The sequence below is a fragment of the Alteromonas sp. MMG017 genome, from assembly GCF_018100795.1.
GTDB lineage: Bacteria > Pseudomonadota > Gammaproteobacteria > Enterobacterales > Alteromonadaceae > Alteromonas.
In genome coordinates this window covers 93,609-116,145 of sequence record NZ_JAGJDY010000003.1, presented here as the reverse complement: position 1 = coordinate 116,145, position 22,537 = coordinate 93,609, and the positions used below count along the sequence as shown (strand labels likewise).

The following is a 22,537-nucleotide window of genomic DNA, read 5'->3' as shown; positions in this document are numbered from 1 at the left end:
CTTCTACAGATTTACCGTGTTTTCAGGAGAACAAGAAGTGTGATGGTTGGACTACAAAAATGGATAACCGGCGCGATATTAGTACTTGGGTGTTATTACCTCGGGACATGGCTGTCTTCCTCAACAGGGCTGCCATTGCCTGGCGCGCTTACTGGCTTGCTCATTCTTCTGGCCGTGCTTTTTATCGTCCCTAAAGCAGAGCCTCTTGTAGCGCGTGCCGCTTCCCCCTTACTCAGTCATATGTCGGTGTTGTTTGTACCTGCGGTTCTTGGTGTTAGCGCATATTGGAAAGAGATAGCACAAAACGGGTGGGCTATTGGGATCGCCATCGTTTTCACTACCTGCATTAGCTTGGGGATTAGCGCTAAAATAGCAGAAAAGCTACTTGCCTCACGTCATGGGCACTTTTCGCAAGTACCTGCCAACCAAGAAATAGCCGAACAAAACACCGAGCAACAGGACGTAAAAAAGGGCAGTGAAAATGATTGAGGCTATCAGAAATGCCGCTACGCTTTCGGGTGTTGCTTGGCTTGCAATCACGCTACTTTTATATTGGATTGGGCTAGCCATAAACCGAAAATATTACCGTTACCCTATTTCTCACCCACTTATTTTTACGGCGCTAAGTGTAGGTTCGGTTGTGTATTTATCAAATACTGCTATGGCGCATTACCAGCAGTCTGCTGGCTTGCTACATTGGTTGTTAGGCCCTGTCACCGTCGCGTTGGCATTGCCGATTTACCGGCAATGGCAGCGTTTGCGTCACTATGGTTTACCTTTGCTGCTAAGCATTATGGCTGGTGGAATTGTAGCGCCTATTTTGGCATGGGCAGCGCTGTGGGTATTCAACTCGCCAATCAGTATTCAACTCACCATGTTAGCCAAGTCTATTACCACACCTCTGGCCATGGAAGCATCGGCTCAAATAGGGGGGATTCCTGCCCTTGCTGCTGTGTTTGTGATTACTACCGGTGTGGTGGGTGCCATTGCGGCAACAAGTGTTTTTCGTATTTTTAAGGTATCCGATACTCAATCTCAAGGTGTTGCACTTGGGACTGTTGCCCATGCGGTAGGAACCGCGAAATCTCTACACATGGGCGATGAAGTGGCTGCCATGGCAACACTCGGTTTATGTGTGAACGGCATATTTACCGCTATTATTTTGCCATTATTATTTAGTTTTCTCTCACCATCGCTTTAATATTGACTACAATGGATAAAAGCATTTCATTCGAAAGTGCTATTGTTAGTTACGACGTGTCAGGTCAATATATGAACCGTCAAAATTTATCGCTTCAGTTCGAAGTATTAACGCCGATACAGTATTGATTACAACACATTGTAATTTTCACTGTTATCAAAAAGCTAGGTGGTAAGATTATTCAATGTTTTCTGTACTCGTCTGTGACGACTCATTAGTCGCTCGAAAACAAGTTGCAAAATGTTTGCCTCAGGACTGGGAAGTTGCTGTGCATTTTGCAAAGAATGGCCAGGAAGCTCTCGTCGCGCTTAAAGAAGGAAAAGGTGACTTACTGCTGCTTGATTTGAACATGCCTATACTTGATGGCTATGGCACGCTAGAAGCAATTAAAGCCGAAGGTTTGTCCACGAAGGTCATTGTAATTTCAGGTGATATTCAACCTGAAGCGTACGATAGAGTAACGGCCTTGGGGGCATTGGACTTTATTCGTAAGCCCGTATCGCCTCAAACCCTTGCTGAAGTGCTCGATAAATTTGACATACTGCACAGTGAGCCAGAACCTGTTGTTGAAGCCGCACCTTTAGATCCCGACATTCGTGACTGCTACCAAGAAATAACGAATATCGCCATGGGTCAAGCCGGTGACCACTTGGCGCGTATCATGAACGTGTTCGTTCGACTCCCTATCCCCAACGTAAACCTTATTGAAGTATCTGAATTGCACATGATGCTTTCAGATATTGAAAGTCATGAACAAGTTACCGCCGTGTGTCAGGGCTTTTTAGGGCCGGGAATCAGTGGCGAAGCCATTTGTATTTTGAGTGACTCTAGCTTTGAAGATGTGGCAAAAATTTTAAATGTGGAAGGCGAAGTGGATGATCAGCTTCAGCTAGAACTTTTAATGGATGCGGCCAGTATTCTTATTGGCACTTGCCTTACTGGCCTAGCAACACAAATGGATGTTAACTTCAGCCAAGGACATCCTATTGTTTTAGGGCAGCACAGAGCCATTACTGAAATTATCAGTATGAATCAGATTCGATGGAAACGAACCCTCGCCATTGAGCTAAGCTATGGCTTAGAAGGTTACAATGTTCAATGTGATTTGATTTTGTTATTTACAGAAGAGTCGATGAAAATGATGAATTCGAAACTTGCCCACTTGTTGGAGGACTTCTAATGAGCCAGCATTTGGATGATTTACTCGAATTCCATTGGATGATGGATATGCTGCAAACGGTTGATGTTGGCATCGTTGTGCTAAACCGACAGTTTAAAATTCAAGTCTGGAACGGCTTCATGGAAAGTCATAGTGGTATGTTGCCCAGTGACGTTCGTGATAAGTCGCTTTTTGATTTATTTCCTACCATTAAAGAAAACTGGTTTAAGCAAAAGTCTAAACCGGTATTTGAGCTAAAAACCAGAGCCTTTATGACCTGGGAACAGCGCCCTTATTTATTTAAGTTTCCTAACTACCGGCCGATTACAGGTAGTGAATCATTTATGTATCAAAACATCACACTGTCGCCATTAATATCGGCTACAGGAAATGTTGAGTACATCAGTATGATGATTTACGACATGACAGATGTTGCGGTTGGTAAAAAGCAGCTTGAGGCCATACAAGTGCATATGACGGAAGCACAAGAGCGAAATCAGCTCGCCCGCTAATATCCACTTTAATCGCTACAAGTAACATGCGAACCACCCCTCCATTTTTTATTCGAGTTAATCAACACGTGGCCGTAGTTCTGCGTGTTGCCGGAGTCATTATGCGAACGTTTTTCCAGTTTCTACTCTCACCCTTTTTATGGCCTTTAGAGGCGAAAGCAAAAGCTATTGCTTCGACAAAGCATTTCATTCTAGCCGCTACGGTTTTTATGTTAGCAGCATGTGGCGGCGGAGGCGGTGATTCAGATAGCGGCAGTGGCGGTGGCAATAGTGACTTAGTGATTAACGCCGGTGACGATGCAACGGTTACCGAGGGGGCAAGCTATTCATTGAGTGCGGTAGTGAGCGGCGGGAATGAAGAGTATACCTATCGTTGGTCGGCATCGCCTTCATTGACTATCACGCACGAAGACACGAGCGATTCTGCTGCTAGCTTTGAAGCGCCAAGCGTATCTAGTGCCACCGAATATACGATTACGGTAACGGTGAACGACACTGGGGGCAACGAAGCCAGTGATTTAACGGTTATTACTGTAGTGCCGATTAATATAGCCCCAGAGGCGATTATTGAAGTACCTGAGTGGGATGGACTAGACGCAAATAATTTCCCTGGTGGCGTAGAAGTTATTTTTGATGGTAGTAGCAGTACAGATGATGACGCTGCCGACGACAGTGCATCTATTTCTGATTACAGCTGGACGCAAACCGACGGCACTAATGTTATTACCGGTGAAGAAACGAATTTATCAACCCTTACCATAGTCACGCCTATTGCCAATGATGCGCAGACCCTAAGTTTTGAACTAACAGTCACCGACAGCGAGGGTACCACCGACACGGAGTCTGTGACTATTTTTGTGCAGTCAGAATCAGATACGCTACCCGTGGTTGACGCAGGTTCTTCGCAAGGCGTATTTAGTGGTGAAACTATTGTACTAGATGGCGATGCCAGTACCAGTATTCCAAGTTCGTTACCGCTTACTTATGATTGGGAGCGCAGCAATAACGTATCTTCAACAACGCTACCTGTTAATGCAGCAGATGCAGCAACCTTAAACCAAAACGTAGATATTCAAGCGATAGACGATGAAGATGATTTATCTACTTTTGCTATCGCGCCTGCGGTAACTGAATATACCGTAGTGGCTTACACATTAACCGTGACCGATGCCAACGGTAATCAAGTAGAAGACACCATTAATGTGGGCGTACGCCCCATGCCCACCCCGTTAATTAATGATACTGGCGTGTTGCAGCAAGCAACTAATAATGCGCTGACTGAAGCTCAACAAAATGAGTGGCCAGGTCAAGATGGGCAACGTGGCGCAGATGTTGTTGAGCAAAATGGATTAATTGAGAAAGCAGGAAGGGGCAAAGCGGGCTTCGATTATACTCGTTTGAATGCCAATGGTGATGAACAGGATGCCAGTGCAGATACGTGGTCGTGCGTACGCGACAACGTAACGGGCTTAGTGTGGGAAGTGAAAACCGACGACGGCACACTGCAAGATAAAGACTACACTTATTCATGGTATAGCGACGATGTTAATGGTGGCTATGAAGGTGACTTAAGCGGTAGCGATACGGTGTGCTCGCTGACCAGTTGTAATACCCAAGCCTATGTCACGGCACTTAATGCACAAGGGCTATGTGGGTTTTACGACTGGCGTATGCCAACCCACCAAGAGCTTTTCTCGCTTATGCATTTAGGTATTTCAGATAGCATGACAATTGACGAAGACTACTTTCCGTATACGGGCGTGCTTTCAGCAAACCCAGTGTGGTATTGGACGTCTGTACCTAGCGCCGACGGCGTAAATAGCGATGATGCGCAAAATGCATGGGCGCTGGATTTCGATTCTGGGGTAGATAACTTTTTAAATAAATCCTCGGCGGCAAAAGTGCGCTTAGTAAGAGCGGGGAGATAATCATGAAAATCTTAGCACCTGTATTAGCACCATTAGCAGCATCGTTGATGTTAGTTTCTACTAGTTTGTCTGCTCAAACCTGTTTGTCAGATGGGCTTGAAACCACACCGGATGATGACTTTACCACCATCACCAGTAGTACGGTGTTACATGAGCCAACGGACTTGGTGTGGGAGCGCTGTGCGGAAGGCCAAACGTGGGACGGATCTACTTGTGATGGCGAAGCCGTGAAGTACACGTGGCAGCAAGCATTAAAGTTAGCGCAAGCGGCCAGTGACGAAGACCTATTAGGATGGCGACTTCCCAATGTTAAAGAACTAGCCACCATTGTTGAGCGTGACTGTGTACGCCCCGCGGTGAACAGCACTATGTTCCCCGAAACACCACCCGATGACTTCTGGACTTCTACTCCTTCAGTTGACGATCCTGACAGGGCTTGGGTAGTGGCTTTCTTCAATGCGAGCCATTCAATTAAAGAGAAAGATCGCTTTATTTACGTAAGATTGGTGCGAACGTACACAAACGATTAGCGAATGTGCACAAACCTTCAAATTATACTTTAGACTAATGCTAAGGTTGTAAGGTAGGAAATGCGAAAGCGCGCACTTATAATGCGCGCTTTTCTTATTGCTAGCAGGCATCCATGTTTACCTTGATACTTCACCCTGATTTTTCGCAGTTTAGACTCATGTCACCTTCCTATTTGCGTGCAAGCTAGCCACAATAGTCTCATGAAATATTTTGAACGCCTTTTACTAGGTATTGTAAGCACCGTGCTACTTGTTGGGTGGGTTAAACCAGCCTCGGCAGAAATTGCGTGCAACATTGACTTTGCTTATGGCTTAGCTGTAAACGACACTCAACTTCGCGTTATGGAAAAGTCCCGCACGCGGGTGCAAATTAACGATCAAACTCAACTTTTTATTAATGGGCGTTGGCAAACCCTTACCGCGGAACAAAGCGAGTGGTTAGGAGAGTACGCCCACGGTCTGCATTACGTAGTACCTAAAATGATTGTTTTGGCTACCGAGGGTGTCGACTTAGCAGTAGATACTATTGAAAGTGTTTATTTAGGATTAGTGGGAAGCGATCACGACAGCTACGAGCGCTTAAATAGCGCCATGAAGCGAGTAAAAGTAAGAGTTAAAGACAAGTTCCGCCATGCAAGTAATCACTATTTCATTGGCCCAGGATCGCTTGAAAGCGTGGACGATTTTGTTGATAGTGAAATTGAAGCTCAGCTGGAAGAGGCAATTTCTACCTCGGTAGGTGGTATCTTGTCGGCTATTAGCGGGATCAATACCAACAGCGATGAAGTGAACAGTGAGAAGGTTGCTGAAATTACCCGTCAATTAGGCACGGTAGGCGAACAGCTTGAAAGAGATATGAATAGCAAAGCAACTAGCCTGCGAAATAAAGCAGAGTGGATTTGTAACAAGCTAAAACGATTAGATGTTGCTGAAGAAAAGCTTCGCGCTTCCATTCCGGCACTGCAACCGTATAACCTTATTACTTCCCACTCCCCAGAAGAAACGGAATAGCAGCTAGCCTCGCACTAAGCTCTGATCATTCAAGCCAACCCAAATCGTACTTATACAAAACAAGACAGTAACGTATTCAGGTAGCGTCTGCCTTTGGCGGTTACCTGCCAGTGGGTGTCGGTAATATCGAGTAGCCCTTGTGTCTGGGCATCCTTCAAAGCGTCTTGATATTCTTTTGTCAGTTCAACACCGGTTAGTGCGGTGTAATCCTCAATAGGGCAGGGCTCTACCAACCTAAAGCGGTTCATAAAGAATTCAAACGGTAAGTCTTCAGCAGGTACAAGTGTCTCAGTATCTAAATAAGGGCGGCTTATTTCCATGTAGCCACGAGGATGCTTAATTTTAACCGTACGCGTAATCGTGCCAGTGGATATGTCTGTAATCTTGCCGTGGGCACCGCAGCCTATTCCTAAGTAATCTCCAAAGCGCCAGTAGTTAAGATTATGCTGACACTGATGCCCCGTTTTTGCGTAAGCAGAAATCTCATATTGCTCGTAACCTGCCGCTTTTAATCGTGCGTGCCCTTGTTCTTGAATATCCCACAATATATCGTCATCAGGTAATTCAGGCGGACGTGAATAAAAGGGCGTATTAGGCTCAATGGTTAGCTGATACCACGACAAATGATAGGGTGATAACGCCAAGGCTTTGTCTACATCAGACATGGCATTTTCCACACTTTGCTCGGGCAAACCGTGCATTAAATCTAGGTTAAACGTGGGTAGGCCAGCACTATGGGCTTGATTTATGGCCTCGATAGCTTGGGTATCGTCATGAATGCGGCCAAGCACCTTTAAGTGGGCAGGCTGAAAGCTTTGTATACCTACTGATATACGGTTTATTCCGGCTTGATAAAAGCCCGCAAAACGACCACTTTCCACCGTGCCAGGGTTGGCTTCCATGGTAATCTCAGCGTCATCTGCCAAATTGACCCGCGTGCGAATCCCTTTAATTAAGTCGCTCATCGCCTCGGCTGAAAATAAGCTAGGCGTGCCACCGCCAATGAAAATCGTTTCAATTGGCCTATCGCCAATGCGCTTAGCATCTATGGCTAAGTCATCAAGGAGGTGAGCCACGTATTCTTTTTCAGGCAGTGCAGACTTTAAACCGTGTGAATTAAAATCGCAGTAAGGGCATTTTTGTACGCACCAAGGAATATGCACGTACAAACTTAGTGGAGGATTACGCAAAGGTGTTTCTCATGGTTTCTAATAATATAGCTAGGGCATTTCCGCGATGACTAATACGGTTCTTTTCAGTTTTATCTAACTGAGCAGCAGTGCAGTTGTGAGACGGCACGTTAAACACAGGATCGTAACCAAAACCACCATCGCCTTCACGGGCATTAAGAATTTCTCCTTCCCATTTACCTTGGCTAACTAGTGGCACCGGATCGTCAGCGTGGCGCATAAACACCAATGTGCAAAAGAAGTGAGCTTTGCGGTTATCAGAACCAGATAGCTCAGATAGTAACTTATCGATATTGTCGCTGTCGGTAGCGTCTTCGCCAGCAAAGCGGGCAGAATAAATGCCTGGCGCGCCGCCAAGAGCATCAACCACTAAACCTGAATCGTCTGCAATAGCGGGTAAACCTGTTACCTTGGCAGCATGACGAGCTTTAATAATGGCATTCTCAACAAAGGTAGTGCCGGTTTCAGGCACGTCTTTCACGCCCAATTCTTTCTGCGCAATAACGTCTACACCGTATTCAGCAAACAAGCTGGTGAACTCACGCACCTTGCCCTGATTACCAGACGCGAGCACTATCTTTTGAGGAAAAGTCATAAAAATACCTTAACAAATTTAATTTTTGGCTAGTTTGCTGATGTAGTAAACCTAGAATTCAGTGTTGCCGGACGATAGCTAGTGCGGTCAAGTAGGTGTGTTGGCTGCGTAGCAAACCCTCCGCCGCAGGGATTCGGCGGCGGAGCGTACAGGGATGTATTTACCGCGTGTTTGCGGAGCAGCCAATACACCTGATTGCCCGCGCCAACCTTGCCTTCGCCAATTTCGTCATCGTCTAGCACGCAGACGGTAGGATCACTTATCCACGCATCAGTTCATCGCGTTAACGCTTTTTGGTGCGTACTTTGGTTTTATTCTTTGGCTTCGCTTTAGACTTGGCTTTTGCTTTGTCTTTCGCGGTTAGCTTTTTCTTTCTCGGGCCAATTTTGGGTGCTTTGTTTTGCGGACGAAGTTCGGCAATAACACGGGCTTTAATTGGCTCTTCGGTGTAGCGTGCTGCTTTGGTAATAAATTCGAAGTCGTGGGCTTCTACCAATGAAATTGCGGTGCCTTTGGCGCCAGCACGGCCGGTACGGCCAATGCGGTGAACATATACGTCGGCCTTACGTGGCATATCGAAGTTAATTACATGGCTAACTTCAGGCACATCAATGCCTCGAGCGGCTACATCGGTGGCAAGTAGTACTGGCACTTCGCCACTTTTAAAGCGCGTTAAGGCTGCCATACGTTTATCTTGTGGCATTTCACCCTGTAACCAACACACCATAATATCTTGCGATGCTAAGTAATCTTTTAGCATTTGCAGGCGTTCACGGGTTTTAACAAAAACAACCGTGGTCGTCGCTTGTTCTTTTAATATATGAACGAGCAATGCCTTTTTATGGTTTAAGTCATCAGCTAGGTGGTACCACTGATGAATTTTGTTCTTTTCTTTGCGTGACGGAAAGGCTTCAATCACTTCAGGATTTTGCAGAATATCTTTAGCAAACTGACTTACACCGCCACCTTCTAACGTGGCAGAAAATAGCATGTTCTGTTTGCGCCAGCGTGCTTCACTCGCAATCTGGTTCACAATAGTGCGAAAACCCATGTCTAGCATGCGGTCGGCTTCATCAAGTATAAGGCACTCGATGTCACGACAATCGGCCATTTCATTTTGAATGTGCTCGAACAGACGTCCTGGAGTCGCCACCAAAATATCAATGCTTTGGCTAAGGGTTTCCCTGTCGGTACCATAGTTAATGCCACCGGTGATCACACCGCTAACAATGTCAGTGTGTTTGGTTAACTCAACAGCCTGTTCATACACCTGAAGCGCGAGCTCGCGGGTAGGCGTAAGAATAAGAATGCGGGTTGAACCGGGTTGTTTACGCGGGTAGTCGAGTAAAAACTGACAAACCGGTAATAAGAACGCGGCAGTTTTACCCGTGCCAGTAGGGGCAGACGCTAAAATGTCGCGCCCGTCCATTGCATGGGGGATAACCAAAGATTGTACGCTGGTGGGGCTCTCGTAGCCCATATCCGCCACCGCGTGGCAGAGTTCTTCGTCTAATTCGAGATCTTCGAAAGTCATAGTATAAAAACGCTTATATTGAATGGGGCGTATTGTAGCATTTATGGTACAAAACGTAGAAAAAAAACACGTAATAGATAATTTACTGAAGTGTTTTGTGTGAACACCTCATAAATCCATGTTGAAAGCCGCTTTTTAACGCGCTATGAGAAACTAATTTATTACAGCGCGTGTTCAGTGAGCCTTGTGAGAGCGATTTACCTGGGAGATTTTCTCGTAAGATTTGCCCTTGCGACTAATAAGGGAAAAACGTGATCGCCTTAGCAAAGTAATGCGCTTATTTTCTCTAATTTAGCGTTGTTCAGTGCTTCGCGAATTTCTGGGCCTTTAAATCCTTGTGCAATAATGTGCTGAACATCCACGCCATTGGCGGCCACTAATGTCTGCGTTATCAAAGCTTGGCGCTCTGACCAATGTGATGAATTCATAGTGCTGGTTTGTTTCGAATCAGAGAGTTGCATTGCAATAGGCTGCAGGGCATTGAGAAAAAGACTAAAGCGCTCAGGTCGTCGCCATGCATCGGTTTTATTAAACACCGTTAATAGGGTATCGGCTTCTAGTTTGTCGCTGCTGATAAGTGAAGCTTTGTGCTCACTCACCAATTCGGCAATGTCGCTCACCGTGTTTTGTACTTTTAGTCGTTTACACAGTTGCTGAACCTGTTTATACGTTAAGCCCGAACAAAGCGCGGCAAAACGCACTTCTATCGGGGCTGTATAATTGGAACCCTGGCTTTGAGTGCGTGTTTGAATTTGTTGAAGTGCCTGAATACCAGTATCAAACGCGCTTTCAGACCCACTGAGTTCTGCAAACCAGTCGTTCAAGCCGTGGCAAGACTTTAAAGTTTTGAAAAATACTTCGGGGGTGGCTTCAAGCAAACTTCGCTTAGTTTCTTGCCATACTCTTTCTGCACTTAGGCTGGTTAACTCACCAGACTTGGCCATGGCGGTCATCAGGCTTAAGGTTTCTTCAGCAATGGTAAAGCCTAAATAGGCATAGCGGGTGGCAAAACGAGCTACGCGAAATACCCGCAAAGGGTCTTCACTGAACGCGTCTGAAACATGACGAAGCACTTTATTTTGTAAATCTTGTTGGCCATGATAGGGGTCGATAAGTTCGCCGTCTTGATCTCGGGCAATGGCATTTACAGTTAGGTCGCGGCGTTTTAGGTCTTCTTCCAAAGTAACCGAGGTAGAAGCGTCGCACTCAAAGCCAGTATAGCCGCTGCCCATTTTACGCTCGGTGCGGGCAAGTGCGTATTCTTCCGAGGTTTTAGGGTGTAAGAATACAGGGAAGTCTTTACCCACTTGGGTGAAGCCTTTAGCTAGCATTTGTGCAGGTGTTGCTCCTACCACCACATAATCGCGTTCGGTAACCGTTCTCCCTAATAGGGTGTCGCGCACCGCGCCGCCAACTAAATAAACCTGCATGTAACCTCTGTATTGTAAATTTTCTTAAGCCAATGGGTATTATTACAGAAGCAGTTTACATAAGCACACTTTGACTTCTGTTCACGCTCTGGTAGTTTAAATCGCGTTTTCAACTTCAACAGCGAATACCATGTATTTGAATTACTTTGGGTTAAGCGATAATCCGTTTTCAATCGCGCCAAACCCCGATTACCTCTATATGAGCCCGCGGCACAAAGAGGCGTTAGCTCACCTTACTTTTGGGCTAAGTGAAAGTGGCGGTTTTGTTATGCTTACCGGCGAGGTAGGTACAGGGAAAACCACGGTTTCTCGTAAGTTATTGCAGCAATTGCCCGATAATACCCAAGTCGCAATGATTTTAAACCCAACGCTTTCTGCGCTGGAGTTACTCGCCACCGTGTGTGATGAACTTGGTTTACAGTACCAAGAAGAGAAAGCCAGCTTAAAATATTTCACTGACTTAATTTTATCTAAGTTGGCAGAAAATCACCAACAGGGCATGAACACGGTGTTGATGGTTGATGAAGCGCAGCATTTATTGCCAGAAGTGTTGGAACAATTACGGTTACTCACGAACCTAGAAACTAACCGTGAAAAGCTATTAAAAGTAGTTTTAATCGGCCAGCCAGAATTACAGCAACTGTTGAAGCGAAACGAGCTCAGACAGCTCGCCCAGCGTATTACTGCGCGGTATCATTTATTGCCACTCACTGCCCCGGAAGTTAGTGCTTACATAGCGCATAGGCTTAGTGTTGCGCATGGTGATGTGAGTATTTTTAGCAAATCTACCCTACGGGCAGTGCATCAAATAACCGGTGGTATTCCAAGAGTTATAAACTTGCTTTGTGATAGAGCATTAACCCTTTCTTTCACCAAACAACATGCCGTAGTGCAAAAGCCTATTTTCCTCGCCGCAGCACAACAAATTCTTGGTGAAGATGTGGTAAGCCAGCGTATGCAAGGTAATCGCAAATGGTGGCTTTTCAGCGCATTTGTGGTGGCTGTGTTCTGTGGCTATGGCCTAGGGAGTTTATATGTCTAATATACTTAGTATTAGTGACCTAAAGCCCGGCATGGTGATTGTTAGAATAACGCAACAGAACGGACCGGTTAAAATACGAAAATCAGGCTTGGTATCTAGCGATGCTATGGTGGAAGGCTTAGCAGAAATGGGTGTTCAGGAAATAGAAATAGATCCTGACCAAACGGTAGAAATTGCGCCTGCAACTACAGCCGGAACTGGGCATCGCACGCAAACCCAAGCGTTATTACGTGGCCAGCACGATACCAGCGCAAAGTTTGACAAAACGCTATCTGACCAATTTAATCGCAGTTTGTTTTTGCCTACTGTGCAAGGGCTGCCTTCCATGTGGAAGGTATACGGCAAAGAGCTTGCGACTTACTCTGCTATTGTCGCAGGTGGTTTATACTTAGGGTTTCTGGTTGCTACGCGAGGTGAATGGTGGCCTGCGGTTACGGCGTCGGTTGTGGAATCTATTCAACCTGAAGCCTCAAACACGACTGTTACCTTGGAGCAGGGCACCCAGTTGTCTAAACAACAGCCTAAACAACAGTCAGCACAGGCTCCTTTACAGACAGCTGCGCAAGCAAATGGGCAAGGAAGTGTGCAAGAAAATGTACAAGGAGCTGGGCAAACAACAGCGCCAGTGAATATGCCGCCAATAATGCCTAATGCATCTGATCAAGTATCAACGACTAGCGGCAACCCACCTTCTAAAGAAATTGCTTCGCAAGAAGTTGGTTCAGATAGTATCGCGCAAGCTTCTAATACCAACCCAAACTCTCAGGCGGCGCAAAGCAACGTACGGACGGGAAGCCAAGCTTCTTCGGGGAATCAAAATGACGCTGATGATACCTTCGATTTAGCGGCGGCTGAACAAGAAGGGCGGGTGCTGAACTCTCAGAACGTTCAAGATGAAAACAAGATTGAAGTTTCACCAGAACTGTTAGCCCGATTCAATCAAGCGGTGGCAGCACTAGATACCCAAGCCGAGAATGATGATTTTGAACCAAAAACGAAAGTGACGGTACGAGATAACATTCAGCGTGTCGATCAGTTGCCTGTGCGGCTATTAACGCGGTTGCCCTCTATGAATTTCAGTGCGCATATGTACGCATCACGACCTGATGATCGTTGGGTGCGAGTGAATGGCATACAAATGACTGAAGGCGATTGGATTGACGATAAGGTGCAGATTGTCAATATTGAAGCGCAGCAGGTGGTATTAGGTTTTGAAGAAGAGCTTTTCACCATGGCGGCGCTTACTGACTGGTAATGGCAAAGGAAAAGCAACGGGTATTGAAGTGAATGTTAATACCCTTTACTTATTAGTCAGGGTGCTTATTAGTCAGGATGCTAATTAGTCTGGCGCTTGATTTACCAATACGTCTTGAAAGAAAGTCGACAAGTTCACGTTGAAATCATCGGGTCGTACGCCCGACACAATTTCGTCATCATTCGCACTTAAATCTAGTCGAGTAATATCGTCATATTGCTGCGAAGGGACGCTATAAAATGTCATCACAATGGGGCTCATCGTGCTAAGTGGGTTTTGTTGGCTGACAATGGCAAGTTTTCCACTTTTTAGCCTAACAATTGAGCCTACCGGGTGCACTCCCATGCATGTAACAAACTGGCTAACTAAGGTTTGGTCGAGTCTGCCGTCTTCCGTTAGTCGTTTGAGTGCTTGGGTAGGGCTAATGCTTTTTTTGTGGGGGCGGTTAGACACCATAGCATCGTAGGTATCAATAATACCTGCAATGCGCGCGAATTCGGAAATTTCTATTTCTTTGAGTGCTTTAGGGTAACCGCTGCCGTCTATGCGTTCGTGATGTTGCGCGATAATCGATAGCACCAAATCCGAAATCTCACCGCACTGCTCCACAAGCTCAACACCAATATCAACATGGGTTTTCATCACCTCCCAATCTGCCGCTGACAAATCCTCAACGTTGTTGTGAACATCCATAGGTAAGGACGACATTCCAACGTCCATTAACAAAGCCCCTAAACTCGCTTGGTCTATGGTTTCTCTGTCATAGCCTAAAAATTGGGTAAACATGCCCATTAAAATACTACAGTTGATGGAGTGTTCTAACAGGTAAGCGTTGTTGTTTTTTATCAGGGTTAAGCAAGACAGGGCATCTTTGTTATCAAATATACTATCGATAAGGCTTTGTGCTAGGTCTTTCACTAACTTCAAGTCGTTTACTGCACCGCGGTTAAGCGCGGATAAAAAGCCGTTTTGTATATTTACCGCATCAAAGTAAAGCCCGTTGGCTTCTTTCATTGCGTTACGTGTAAGGCTGTTTTGTGCGACCTGTTGGTCTTTTTCTACTTTAGCAGGCGCTTGAGTGTTTGATTCTGGTGTAGAAAGCGGGGCTGAATCGGTCGATGGTTCGTGATTAAGAGACTTCTCGAAGTCTACTTGAACAGTCTGTATCCCACGGGATTTTAAGGTGTTGATAACTGTTTGGTGTTTTACAAGACCCTTTGAACGCATCTGTAAGCTGCCAGTTTGTTTAAGTACTTGGTTGATGTACATCCCGGGTTTGAGATCATCAATAGGTACTGCTTTCAGCATAAAGACTCCATTCGACTTTTTGAGCGGTGTTAACTACTTATTAAAGTTAGGCGAAGTAGGAGTACTTCGCCATCACTACAGGGCAAAATTGTGCTGAATCACACTAAAGTTTAAACCTAGCGTTTGAAGCTTAGTATTCAATACCCAGTTTTTAAGCCCAAGCAGGTTGCTTAGCTTCATAAGCTGAAATTTTGTCGGTAAGCTCTAAGGTTTGACCGATAGCATCTAACCCTTTTAGCAAGTTGGTTTTATGATGATCGGCAATGTCGAAGCTGAAGCTAGTCTCACTAAACGATACAGTCTGCTCTGGTAAGTTAACCGTAATTTCTAATGCTGGATTAGCTTCAACTGCTGCAAATAACGCGTCCATTTCACTGCTGGCAAGCGCAACGGGTAATAATTGGTTGTTAATGCAGTTGCCATAAAAAATATCAGCATAGCTGGTGGCAATAATGGTTCTAAAACCAAAATCGTTCAGCGACCATGGCGCGTGTTCACGGCTAGAACCACAACCGAAGTTTTCTCGGGTAAGTAGAATGCTTGCACCGGCAAACTCAGGTTTGTTCAATGAGAACTCTGGGTTAGGTACTTTTTCTTCTAAATCCAAATAACGCCAATCGTGGAACAAATGCTTTCCGTAACCAGCGCGTGTAACACCCGTTAGAAACTGCTTAGGAATAATTTGGTCGGTATCTACGTTCGCTTGGTCTAGCGGTACCGCTGAACCAGTATGTGCGGTAAAACCTTGTGTTGAATCAGACATGGGTTACTCCTGAAAATCTCTAACATCGGCGAAACGGCCAGTAATCGCAGCGGCAGCGGCCATCGCTGGGCTAACCAAATGGGTACGTGCGCCACGACCCTGACGGCCTTCAAAGTTTCGGTTACTGGTTGATGCACAGCGATCGCCAGCTACAAGTTTGTCATCGTTCATACCCAAGCACATAGAGCAGCCTGGTAGACGCCATTCAAAGCCTGCATCGGTAAAGATTTTGTCTAACCCTTCTGCTTCAGCTTGTTTTTTCACATGACCTGAGCCTGGAACCACAATGGCGGTAACTGAATCGACGACTTTGCCGTTTTTGGCAATATGGGCAGCCGCACGTAAATCTTCAATACGACCATTGGTACAAGAACCAATAAACACGTGGTTTACGGCAACATCGGCAAGCTTATCGCCTGCTGATAATCCCATATAGCCCAAGGCTTTTTTGGCGCTTTCTTTTTCGATAGGGTCAGAAAAATCATCTGGGCCTGGCACTGGTGTATCAACACCAATAACTTGGCCTGGGTTTGTGCCCCATGTTACTTGCGGTGCAATGTCGGCAGCCTCAAGTTCTACTACTGTGTCGAAGCTTGCGCCTTCTTCAGTGTAAAGGGTCTTCCAATAGGCTACTGCATCTTCCCAGTCTTGGCCTTTTGGTGCGTATTCACGGCCTTTAAGGTATTCAAACGTGGTGTCATCTGGGGCAATTAGCCCTGCTTTAGCGCCAGCTTCAATACTCATGTTGCACACGGTCATGCGCTCTTCCATGGTTAAACCAGAAATAGCTTCACCAGCGTACTCAATTACATGCCCTGTGGCTCCTGCGTGACCAATTCTGCCAATAATAGCTAGAATGATGTCTTTCGCAGTAATGCCCACAGGAAGCGTACCATTAACCTTAATAAGCATGCTTTTCGCACGGCTTTGCTTAAGGGTTTGGGTTGCTAATACGTGTTCTACTTGAGATGTACCAATACCAAATGCTAGGGCACCGAATGCACCATGGGTGGCAGTGTGGGAATCACCACATACTACTGTCATGCCCGGTTGAATAAGGCCTAGCTCAGGGCCCATAACATGCACGATACCTTGCTTTTGGTGACCAACAGGGAATAACTGAATGCCGTGTTGTTCACAGTTGTTAGCAAGGGTATGAAGTTGAAGCGCATTTTGCGGTCCACATGCATCTATCGCTAATGAGCGAGTAGAGATACTGTGATCCATTGTACCTACAGTGCGCTCAGGACAACGTACTTTGCGGCCTTTCTCATTTAAGCCAGCAAAAGCCTGAGGCGAAGTTACTTCGTGTATAAGGTGGCGATCGATGTAAATTAAGCTGTCTTCGCCTAATTGATCGATAATATGTGCTTGCCACACTTTGTCGTATAAGGTCTTGGCCATGGTGTTAATTACTCCTGCGCCATTAATTGTTTTACTATTTCATCACCGACTTGTGAGGTGGTAGACGCGCTTTCTCGCTTATCATCAGGAAGAAGTTCGCCTGTAAGAACTCCCGCTTCTAATGTAGCAATAACCGCTTTTTCAATAGCATCGGCTGCATCAGTTAGGTTCATGCTAAAACGTAACATCATGGCTGCTGAAAGTACCTGTGCAATAGGGTTAGCAATGCCTAAGCCTGCAATGTCAGGGGCAGAGCCACCCGCAGGTTCGTACAAACCAAAACCGTCTTCGTTCATGCTAGCAGAGGCTAACAAGCCCATTGAGCCCGTCATCATGGCACATTCATCAGAAACGATATCGCCGAATAAGTTAGAACACAGCATCACATCAAACTGCGCTGGGTTCTTCATGATTTGCATGGTCGCGTTATCAATATAGATATGATCAAGCTCTACGTCTGGGTAGTCTTTTGCCACTTCTTCAGTCACTTCACGCCACAAGCGGCTGGTAAGTAACACATTGGCTTTATCTACAGAAGTCACTTTACCCCGGCGTTTCTGCGCAGCTTCAAAAGCGGCAACCGCAATACGGCGAATTTCACGCTTGCTGTAACGCATAGTGTCATAAGCGAACTCTTCTTCACCTTCGCCTTCGCGCCCTTTGGGCTGGCCAAAGTAAATACCGCTGGTAAGTTCACGCACTACCAATACATCTACGCCAGATTTCGCAATGTCTTCACGTAGTGGAGACAAGGCTTCTAACCCAGGATAAATACGGGCAGGGCGCAAGTTACTGAATAAATCAAAATGGCTACGCAATGTTAATAATGCGGCACGCTCTGGGCGCTGCTCTAGTGGTAATGTGTCCCACTTAGGGCCGCCAATACTACCAAATAAAATGGCATCGGCTTGCTCACAACCTAGTAAGGTTTTTGACGGAAGGGCTTCACCTTCAGTATCGATAGCGTAACCGCCGACAGGGTAAGCTGTGCGGTTAAAGGCTACGTTAAATTTCTTTTCTACCGCATCTAAGACCTTGTTGGCCTCTTGCATTACTTCTGGGCCTATACCGTCTCCGGCTAATACGGCAATTGAGAACTGGCTCATTTAAACTCCTGCAACGCGTTCTTGTTGATTTTTCTGCTGGTCAATTTGATCAGCTAAATAAGTGTTGTTTAGTACAAAAATAAGGGCTTTAACACCAGCTTCAACAATATCGGTGGCAAGACCAATGCCGTGGAAACGACGCCCTTTATAAGTGGCGATCACACTCACTTGTGCTAGGGCATCGGCCCCTTCGCCTTTTGAATCTAATTTGAAGTCTACAACTTCAACATCTTCATGGCCCAAGATAGCTCTAATCGCATTATATGCGGCATCAACCGGACCATTACCAATACTAGATTGGATAATTTCTTCTTCGCCTACTCTTAGCTTTACGGTAGCGCTTGGAATAATTTCTCTTCCAGAAGTCGCTTGAAGGTTCATCAATTGATAATGCGCATGATCGTGCTTTTGCTTATCGAAGAACAACAAGGCTTCTAAGTCGTAATCGTAAACTTGGCCTTTTTTGTCAGCCAATTTCAAGAATGCGTCGTACACTGCTTCTAAATCGTAGTCTTCTACTTTGTAGCCTAACTCGGTTAAGCGATGCTTAATTACGTGACGACCAGAGCGAGACGTTAAGTTTAGGTTGTTTTTATTAATACCTACACTTTCCGGTGTCATGATCTCATAAGTATTTTGCGCTTTTAATACGCCATCTTGGTGAATACCCGATGAGTGACTAAATGCGTTAGCTCCCACAATCGCTTTATTTGCCTGAACCGGCATATTACATAATTGGCTAACCAATTTAGAGGTGCGCGAAATTTCCTGAGAATTGATGTTTGTGTTGATGCCCAACATGGCCTGACGAGTTTGCAAAATCATTGCAATTTCTTCAAGTGAAGCGTTACCCGCCCGTTCACCAATACCGTTAATGGTACATTCAACTTGGCGTGCACCTTGTTCTACCGCAGCTAAAGAATTTGCTACCGCTAACCCTAAATCATTGTGGCAATGTACAGAGATAATCGCTTTGTCGATATTTGGAACACGATTAAACAATTGTTGAATAATACCGCCGAATTCCGTTGGCGTAGTGTAACCAACCGTATCAGGAATATTTACTGTGGTAGCGCCTGCATTAATAGCGGCTTCTACCATGCGGCATAAGTAATCAATGTGGGTACGACCTGCGTCTTCACATGAAAACTCTACGTCATCTGTGTATTTACGGGCATGTTTAACTGCCGCAACTGCCATATCGACTACTTCATCGTGAGATTTACGTAATTTAGCACCTACGTGAATTTCTGAAGTGGCGATAAAGGTGTGAATACGAAACTGCTCGGCTACGCCAAGGGCCTGACCGCACGCATCAATGTCTTTTTCTAAGGCACGTGATAAGCCGCATATAACCGAATTTTTAACTTCTTTTGCAATCATTTGTACCGAGCGAAAGTCGCCTGGTGAAGAGACGGGGAAGCCTGCTTCAATGATATCAACACCTAAACGTTCGAGCGCTAGCGCAATCTGCAGCTTTTCTTTGGCACTTAAGCTTGCAGGTAAGGCCTGCTCACCGTCTCGCAATGTGGTATCAAAGATTTTCACTTGATTTGTCATAACGCTCTCTCGTTTATAAAAGTTAAAAAAAAACCCGTGCTAAGCACGGGTTTCTGTGTAATTAATCGCTGGTCGCAATCTACCCGTGCAGTCTTGCTGCCATAAGGAGTAGAGTTAGAAGAAAGCGATTGCGCATCATTTGCGTATTTTCTTTGCCGACCAGTTGATAGCGACAATGTACCCATCCACGCCTTTAAGGTCAACCTTTGATTCGAATAATGGGTATAAAATTTGGTTATAAATAATGGTTTTTTAAAAATAGGGTGTTTATCCTATTTTTTGGGGTTATTTGATACGTTTATTTCATGTTGCTCAAATTTATCCAGTGAAGAGCTGGTCGTTAGGATGTATATACTAATTTCGTGAAATTGCTAAAACGCTTGTGTTGTCTATTTAGTTGCCAAATTACGATGGAATAGCGAATTTCGCTGCTTAACAAAGGCGTATTGTTTCCGCGATTTTGATAGGGTAAATCACCTAGTATCTTCTTTAGAGCAAAATGATGAAACGCGCTATTTTTTCTTTAAGTTATTCGTTTCTTATCTTCACGTTTTCAACCATTGTTTTTGCAAAACCCTTTTCGAAAAATCTAACTGGCTTCGAGTATCCTTTTGATGTTCACACCATGGCATTTGAATCTCAAGGGCAAGGGTTAAGCATGGCATACATGCATTTACCGGCAAAGGAAGGGCAACCCACAGTATTGTTGTTGCATGGTAAGAACTTTGCCAGTAGTTATTGGGAAACCACAGCCAATTGGTTGCATGAACAAGGGTATGGAGTGGTTATTCCTGACCAAATTGGCTTTGGTAAATCAGATAAGCCGGTTAATTATCAATATAGCTTTGCGGCATTAGCGAACAACACCAAACAGTTGCTGACATCGTTGAACCTTGACGATGTGATTGTGACAGGTCATTCGATGGGCGGCATGGTGGCGTCGCGATTTGCACTGAATTATCCAGAAAGTGTGCGCAAGCTTGTGCTTATCAATCCTATTGGTTTAGAAAACTACCTTCAATATGTGGAATATAAAGATGTCGCGTTTTTTCTTCAAAATGAGTTGAAGAAGAAGCCTGAAAATATCGTCACATACCAGAAAACAAATTATTATGATGGCGATTGGAATGACACATATGCCTACCATGCCAGCCATTTAATGGGATGGATTGAAGGTGATGATTGGCCCCAACTAGCCAAAGTGAGTGCGTTAACTTACGACATGATATTTACTCAACCTGTTATCGAAGAATTTGATAACTTCCAAGTACCGGTTACCTTAATTTTAGGTACACGAGATAGAACCGGACCCGGAAGAGGTTGGAAAAAAGAAGGTGTTACGCGGGAGCTTGGCCGTTACGATAGACTTGGCGCTAAAGTTAAAGCTCGCAACAATGCCATAACAGTGAAAGAGCTTGACGGTTTGGGACACTTACCACACATTGAAGCTTTCTCTCGCTTTATAAAACGCTACGAAGAAGCGTTGGATTAAATACCGACGCTGTCGTGGGATAACTAACTGTGGCGGGATGAACTAACTGTGGCGGGATGAGTTAACTGTGGAGTGATGAGTTAACTCATCGCGGTCGCGTTGTACTTCAAGCCTGCCTTAGGAATGCCTAAAATAGGCACTAGCCTTAACCTTTCAGGGTGAAATTCTTCCAGTTTATGTGAGTGGACAGACGCATTTCTCGCAATGAAAGTGCTCTCGGAGCCCCCTTCGATTTATGACGCCACATATGCCCACTGCACGCAGAGGCCATAATTGCCGTGGTAGGTTTCAAAAGCTGTCGCTTTAATACCGTAATTGCATCGGTGACGCTGGACGTCCCGAGCCCTGTCGTGCCGAGCCCTGTCATGCCGAGCCCTGCTTTATGCTGACGTGTTTCAGCTTCACTATGTGCCATCTCGCCATCAAAAGAAAACCATCCGTGTTTATTCGTATGAAGCGTGTGTGTGGCGTGATTCACGCTATCTATTGAGTCGAGCTCTATATGCATACCTTCTAGCGTAGTTATGCAAATAGGTATAACCAAACCGTAATCTGCATATTGACCATACCACTGATGCTTTTTATCAATAGGTTGGCTGTGCCCTGGGCACTTTCCAGGTTGCTTGATAAACCAACTTCCATTGTGGGGATCAATATCTAGCGGTGAGGTATTGTCAATGAGGTATCGTGCCACACTTCGAATGTGGTGGGGCAGGCCAGCTAATCTTCGGCGCAATATCGACACATTTGAGGGGCCTTTATGCGCTATAAGCAAAAGCTCTCTTTCATATAACGCAGTACAAATTTCAGTGAACTGCGGTTGTGCTCCACCAAGTTCGCCTGAATTGCTAAAAAAGCCTGATTGTGTGGAAGACGTATGTCCGTCGGATGCCATAATACTGGTAAGACAATAAAAAAGACGCAATAAACCTACGTTAGCAGGATTTATGCTAGGTATCCAGAAACCCAATGCGACCTACCAATAAATAGAAGCATCTACGTTGGCGGTACAAGAGCATAAAGAGCATAACGCAGTTCACAGTCTTGAACGTGTTAAGTGGCCTTAATGTGATGAATGTAAGCTAACTCAAAAATGTATTTAGCTAGCTGACTGAGTAATGGCCATTAACATTTTACATTACCAATCTAGTGGCAATGAATATATTTATATAAGCAATTAGTATTACCACTTTTGAATAAGCCTTCATTTGGCGAAACAATACTAAAGAATAATTATTTAATATATCTCACATTTTCCTCTTAAAAAAATAACTAAAAAACGCAGTCAATAATGGCTAAATTACTGATAATTAAGCAGTAGTGTATGGTTTTCGGAGTGGGTGTTTTTATTGGTTAGTTATGGTGTTGTTAATTGGCATTACAATTGGTGTTAATAATTCTGAGTTTTTAAGTGATCAAAGGTTGACCATTGTATGTTTTTCGTCTAGCTTTGTAATCATCTTGTAAATGAAGTGTATCTTTAATAGTGCAGGATGTAACCACACATAACTTAGCAA

The 22,537-nt window shown here is 45.0% G+C and carries 20 protein-coding genes; 10 read left to right on the top strand and 10 right to left on the bottom strand.

Going from position 1 to position 22,537, the window contains the following annotated elements; genetic code table 11:
• The first annotated feature begins 42 nt into the window (after positions 1 to 42).
• The 7 genes from J8L84_RS05275 (at position 43) to J8L84_RS05245 (ending at position 6,341) form a co-directional block, all read left to right on the top strand.
• Positions 43 to 489 carry a CidA/LrgA family protein gene (locus tag J8L84_RS05275; protein ID WP_211070030.1) on the top strand — a complete coding sequence of 149 codons (447 nt, stop codon included), beginning with the start codon at positions 43 to 45 and terminating at the stop codon, positions 487 to 489.
• A complete protein-coding gene (locus J8L84_RS05270; RefSeq protein ID WP_211069777.1) occupies positions 482 to 1,201 on the top strand; it encodes an LrgB family protein in 720 nt (239 codons plus the stop codon). The genes J8L84_RS05275 and J8L84_RS05270 overlap by 8 nt, the downstream gene beginning before the upstream one ends.
• Positions 1,202 to 1,385: 184 nt before the next feature.
• Positions 1,386 to 2,381, top strand: coding sequence for a response regulator (locus tag J8L84_RS05265; protein WP_211069776.1), 996 nt, complete (start codon positions 1,386 to 1,388; stop codon positions 2,379 to 2,381).
• Positions 2,381 to 2,872, top strand: a complete 492-nt coding sequence (locus tag J8L84_RS05260; RefSeq protein ID WP_211069775.1) for a PAS domain-containing protein — start codon at positions 2,381 to 2,383, stop codon at positions 2,870 to 2,872. Before J8L84_RS05265 ends, J8L84_RS05260 begins: the two co-directional genes overlap by 1 nt.
• Before the next feature lie 209 nt (positions 2,873 to 3,081).
• Positions 3,082 to 4,800 (top strand): DUF1566 domain-containing protein, encoded by a 1,719-nt coding sequence (locus tag J8L84_RS05255; RefSeq protein WP_247670605.1) that lies wholly within the window; start codon positions 3,082 to 3,084, stop codon positions 4,798 to 4,800.
• Between the two features lie 2 nt (positions 4,801 to 4,802).
• Positions 4,803 to 5,330, top strand: coding sequence for a DUF1566 domain-containing protein (locus J8L84_RS05250; RefSeq protein WP_211069773.1), 528 nt, complete (start codon positions 4,803 to 4,805; stop codon positions 5,328 to 5,330).
• Positions 5,331 to 5,531: 201 nt separating this feature from the next.
• Positions 5,532 to 6,341, top strand: a complete 810-nt coding sequence (locus J8L84_RS05245) for a DUF2884 family protein (protein ID WP_211069772.1) — start codon at positions 5,532 to 5,534, stop codon at positions 6,339 to 6,341.
• 50 nt (positions 6,342 to 6,391) lie between these two features.
• Here J8L84_RS05245 and hemW read toward each other — a convergent pair whose 3' ends face one another.
• From hemW to J8L84_RS05225, 4 genes are all read right to left on the bottom strand, one after another.
• Positions 6,392 to 7,531, bottom strand: coding sequence for a radical SAM family heme chaperone HemW (gene hemW / locus J8L84_RS05240; RefSeq protein ID WP_211069771.1), 1,140 nt, complete (start codon positions 7,529 to 7,531; stop codon positions 6,392 to 6,394).
• Positions 7,524 to 8,126, bottom strand: a complete 603-nt coding sequence (locus J8L84_RS05235; RefSeq protein WP_211069770.1) for an XTP/dITP diphosphatase — start codon at positions 8,124 to 8,126, stop codon at positions 7,524 to 7,526. Before J8L84_RS05235 ends, hemW begins: the two co-directional genes overlap by 8 nt.
• A 283-nt stretch (positions 8,127 to 8,409) precedes the next feature.
• A complete protein-coding gene (gene srmB / locus J8L84_RS05230; protein ID WP_211069769.1) occupies positions 8,410 to 9,660 on the bottom strand; it encodes an ATP-dependent RNA helicase SrmB in 1,251 nt (416 codons plus the stop codon).
• Between the two features lie 260 nt (positions 9,661 to 9,920).
• Positions 9,921 to 11,090, bottom strand: a complete 1,170-nt coding sequence (locus tag J8L84_RS05225; protein WP_211069768.1) for a CCA tRNA nucleotidyltransferase — start codon at positions 11,088 to 11,090, stop codon at positions 9,921 to 9,923.
• A gap of 130 nt (positions 11,091 to 11,220) precedes the next feature.
• Between J8L84_RS05225 and J8L84_RS05220 the strand changes: the two genes are divergently transcribed.
• Both J8L84_RS05220 and J8L84_RS05215 read left to right on the top strand, forming a co-directional pair.
• Positions 11,221 to 12,132 carry an AAA family ATPase gene (locus J8L84_RS05220; RefSeq protein WP_057793548.1) on the top strand — a complete coding sequence of 304 codons (912 nt, stop codon included), beginning with the start codon at positions 11,221 to 11,223 and terminating at the stop codon, positions 12,130 to 12,132.
• Positions 12,125 to 13,387 carry a general secretion pathway protein GspB gene (locus J8L84_RS05215; protein ID WP_211069767.1) on the top strand — a complete coding sequence of 421 codons (1,263 nt, stop codon included), beginning with the start codon at positions 12,125 to 12,127 and terminating at the stop codon, positions 13,385 to 13,387. Before J8L84_RS05220 ends, J8L84_RS05215 begins: the two co-directional genes overlap by 8 nt.
• Before the next feature lie 84 nt (positions 13,388 to 13,471).
• Here J8L84_RS05215 and J8L84_RS05210 read toward each other — a convergent pair whose 3' ends face one another.
• The 5 genes from J8L84_RS05210 to leuA all read right to left on the bottom strand — a co-directional run bounded on the left by J8L84_RS05210 (position 13,472) and on the right by leuA (position 19,528).
• Positions 13,472 to 14,695, bottom strand: coding sequence for an HD-GYP domain-containing protein (locus J8L84_RS05210; RefSeq protein WP_211069766.1), 1,224 nt, complete (start codon positions 14,693 to 14,695; stop codon positions 13,472 to 13,474).
• Positions 14,696 to 14,846: 151 nt separating this feature from the next.
• Positions 14,847 to 15,458, bottom strand: coding sequence for a 3-isopropylmalate dehydratase small subunit (gene leuD, locus J8L84_RS05205; protein WP_211069765.1), 612 nt, complete (start codon positions 15,456 to 15,458; stop codon positions 14,847 to 14,849).
• A 3-nt stretch (positions 15,459 to 15,461) separates the two neighbouring features.
• Positions 15,462 to 16,862, bottom strand: coding sequence for a 3-isopropylmalate dehydratase large subunit (gene leuC / locus J8L84_RS05200; protein WP_211069764.1), 1,401 nt, complete (start codon positions 16,860 to 16,862; stop codon positions 15,462 to 15,464).
• An 8-nt stretch (positions 16,863 to 16,870) separates the two neighbouring features.
• A complete protein-coding gene (gene leuB / locus J8L84_RS05195; protein ID WP_211069763.1) occupies positions 16,871 to 17,968 on the bottom strand; it encodes a 3-isopropylmalate dehydrogenase in 1,098 nt (365 codons plus the stop codon).
• Positions 17,969 to 19,528, bottom strand: a complete 1,560-nt coding sequence (gene leuA / locus J8L84_RS05190; protein WP_211069762.1) for a 2-isopropylmalate synthase — start codon at positions 19,526 to 19,528, stop codon at positions 17,969 to 17,971. It lies immediately after the preceding gene.
• 502 nt (positions 19,529 to 20,030) lie between these two features.
• On the opposite strand from leuA, the gene J8L84_RS05185 reads away from it, so the two are divergent.
• Positions 20,031 to 21,020, top strand: a complete 990-nt coding sequence (locus J8L84_RS05185; protein ID WP_211070029.1) for an alpha/beta hydrolase — start codon at positions 20,031 to 20,033, stop codon at positions 21,018 to 21,020.
• Between the two features lie 145 nt (positions 21,021 to 21,165).
• Here the strand turns inward: J8L84_RS05185 and J8L84_RS05180 are convergent, their stop codons facing one another.
• Positions 21,166 to 21,915, bottom strand: coding sequence for a hypothetical protein (locus tag J8L84_RS05180; protein ID WP_211069761.1), 750 nt, complete (start codon positions 21,913 to 21,915; stop codon positions 21,166 to 21,168).
• Positions 21,916 to 22,537: the final 622 nt, after the last annotated feature.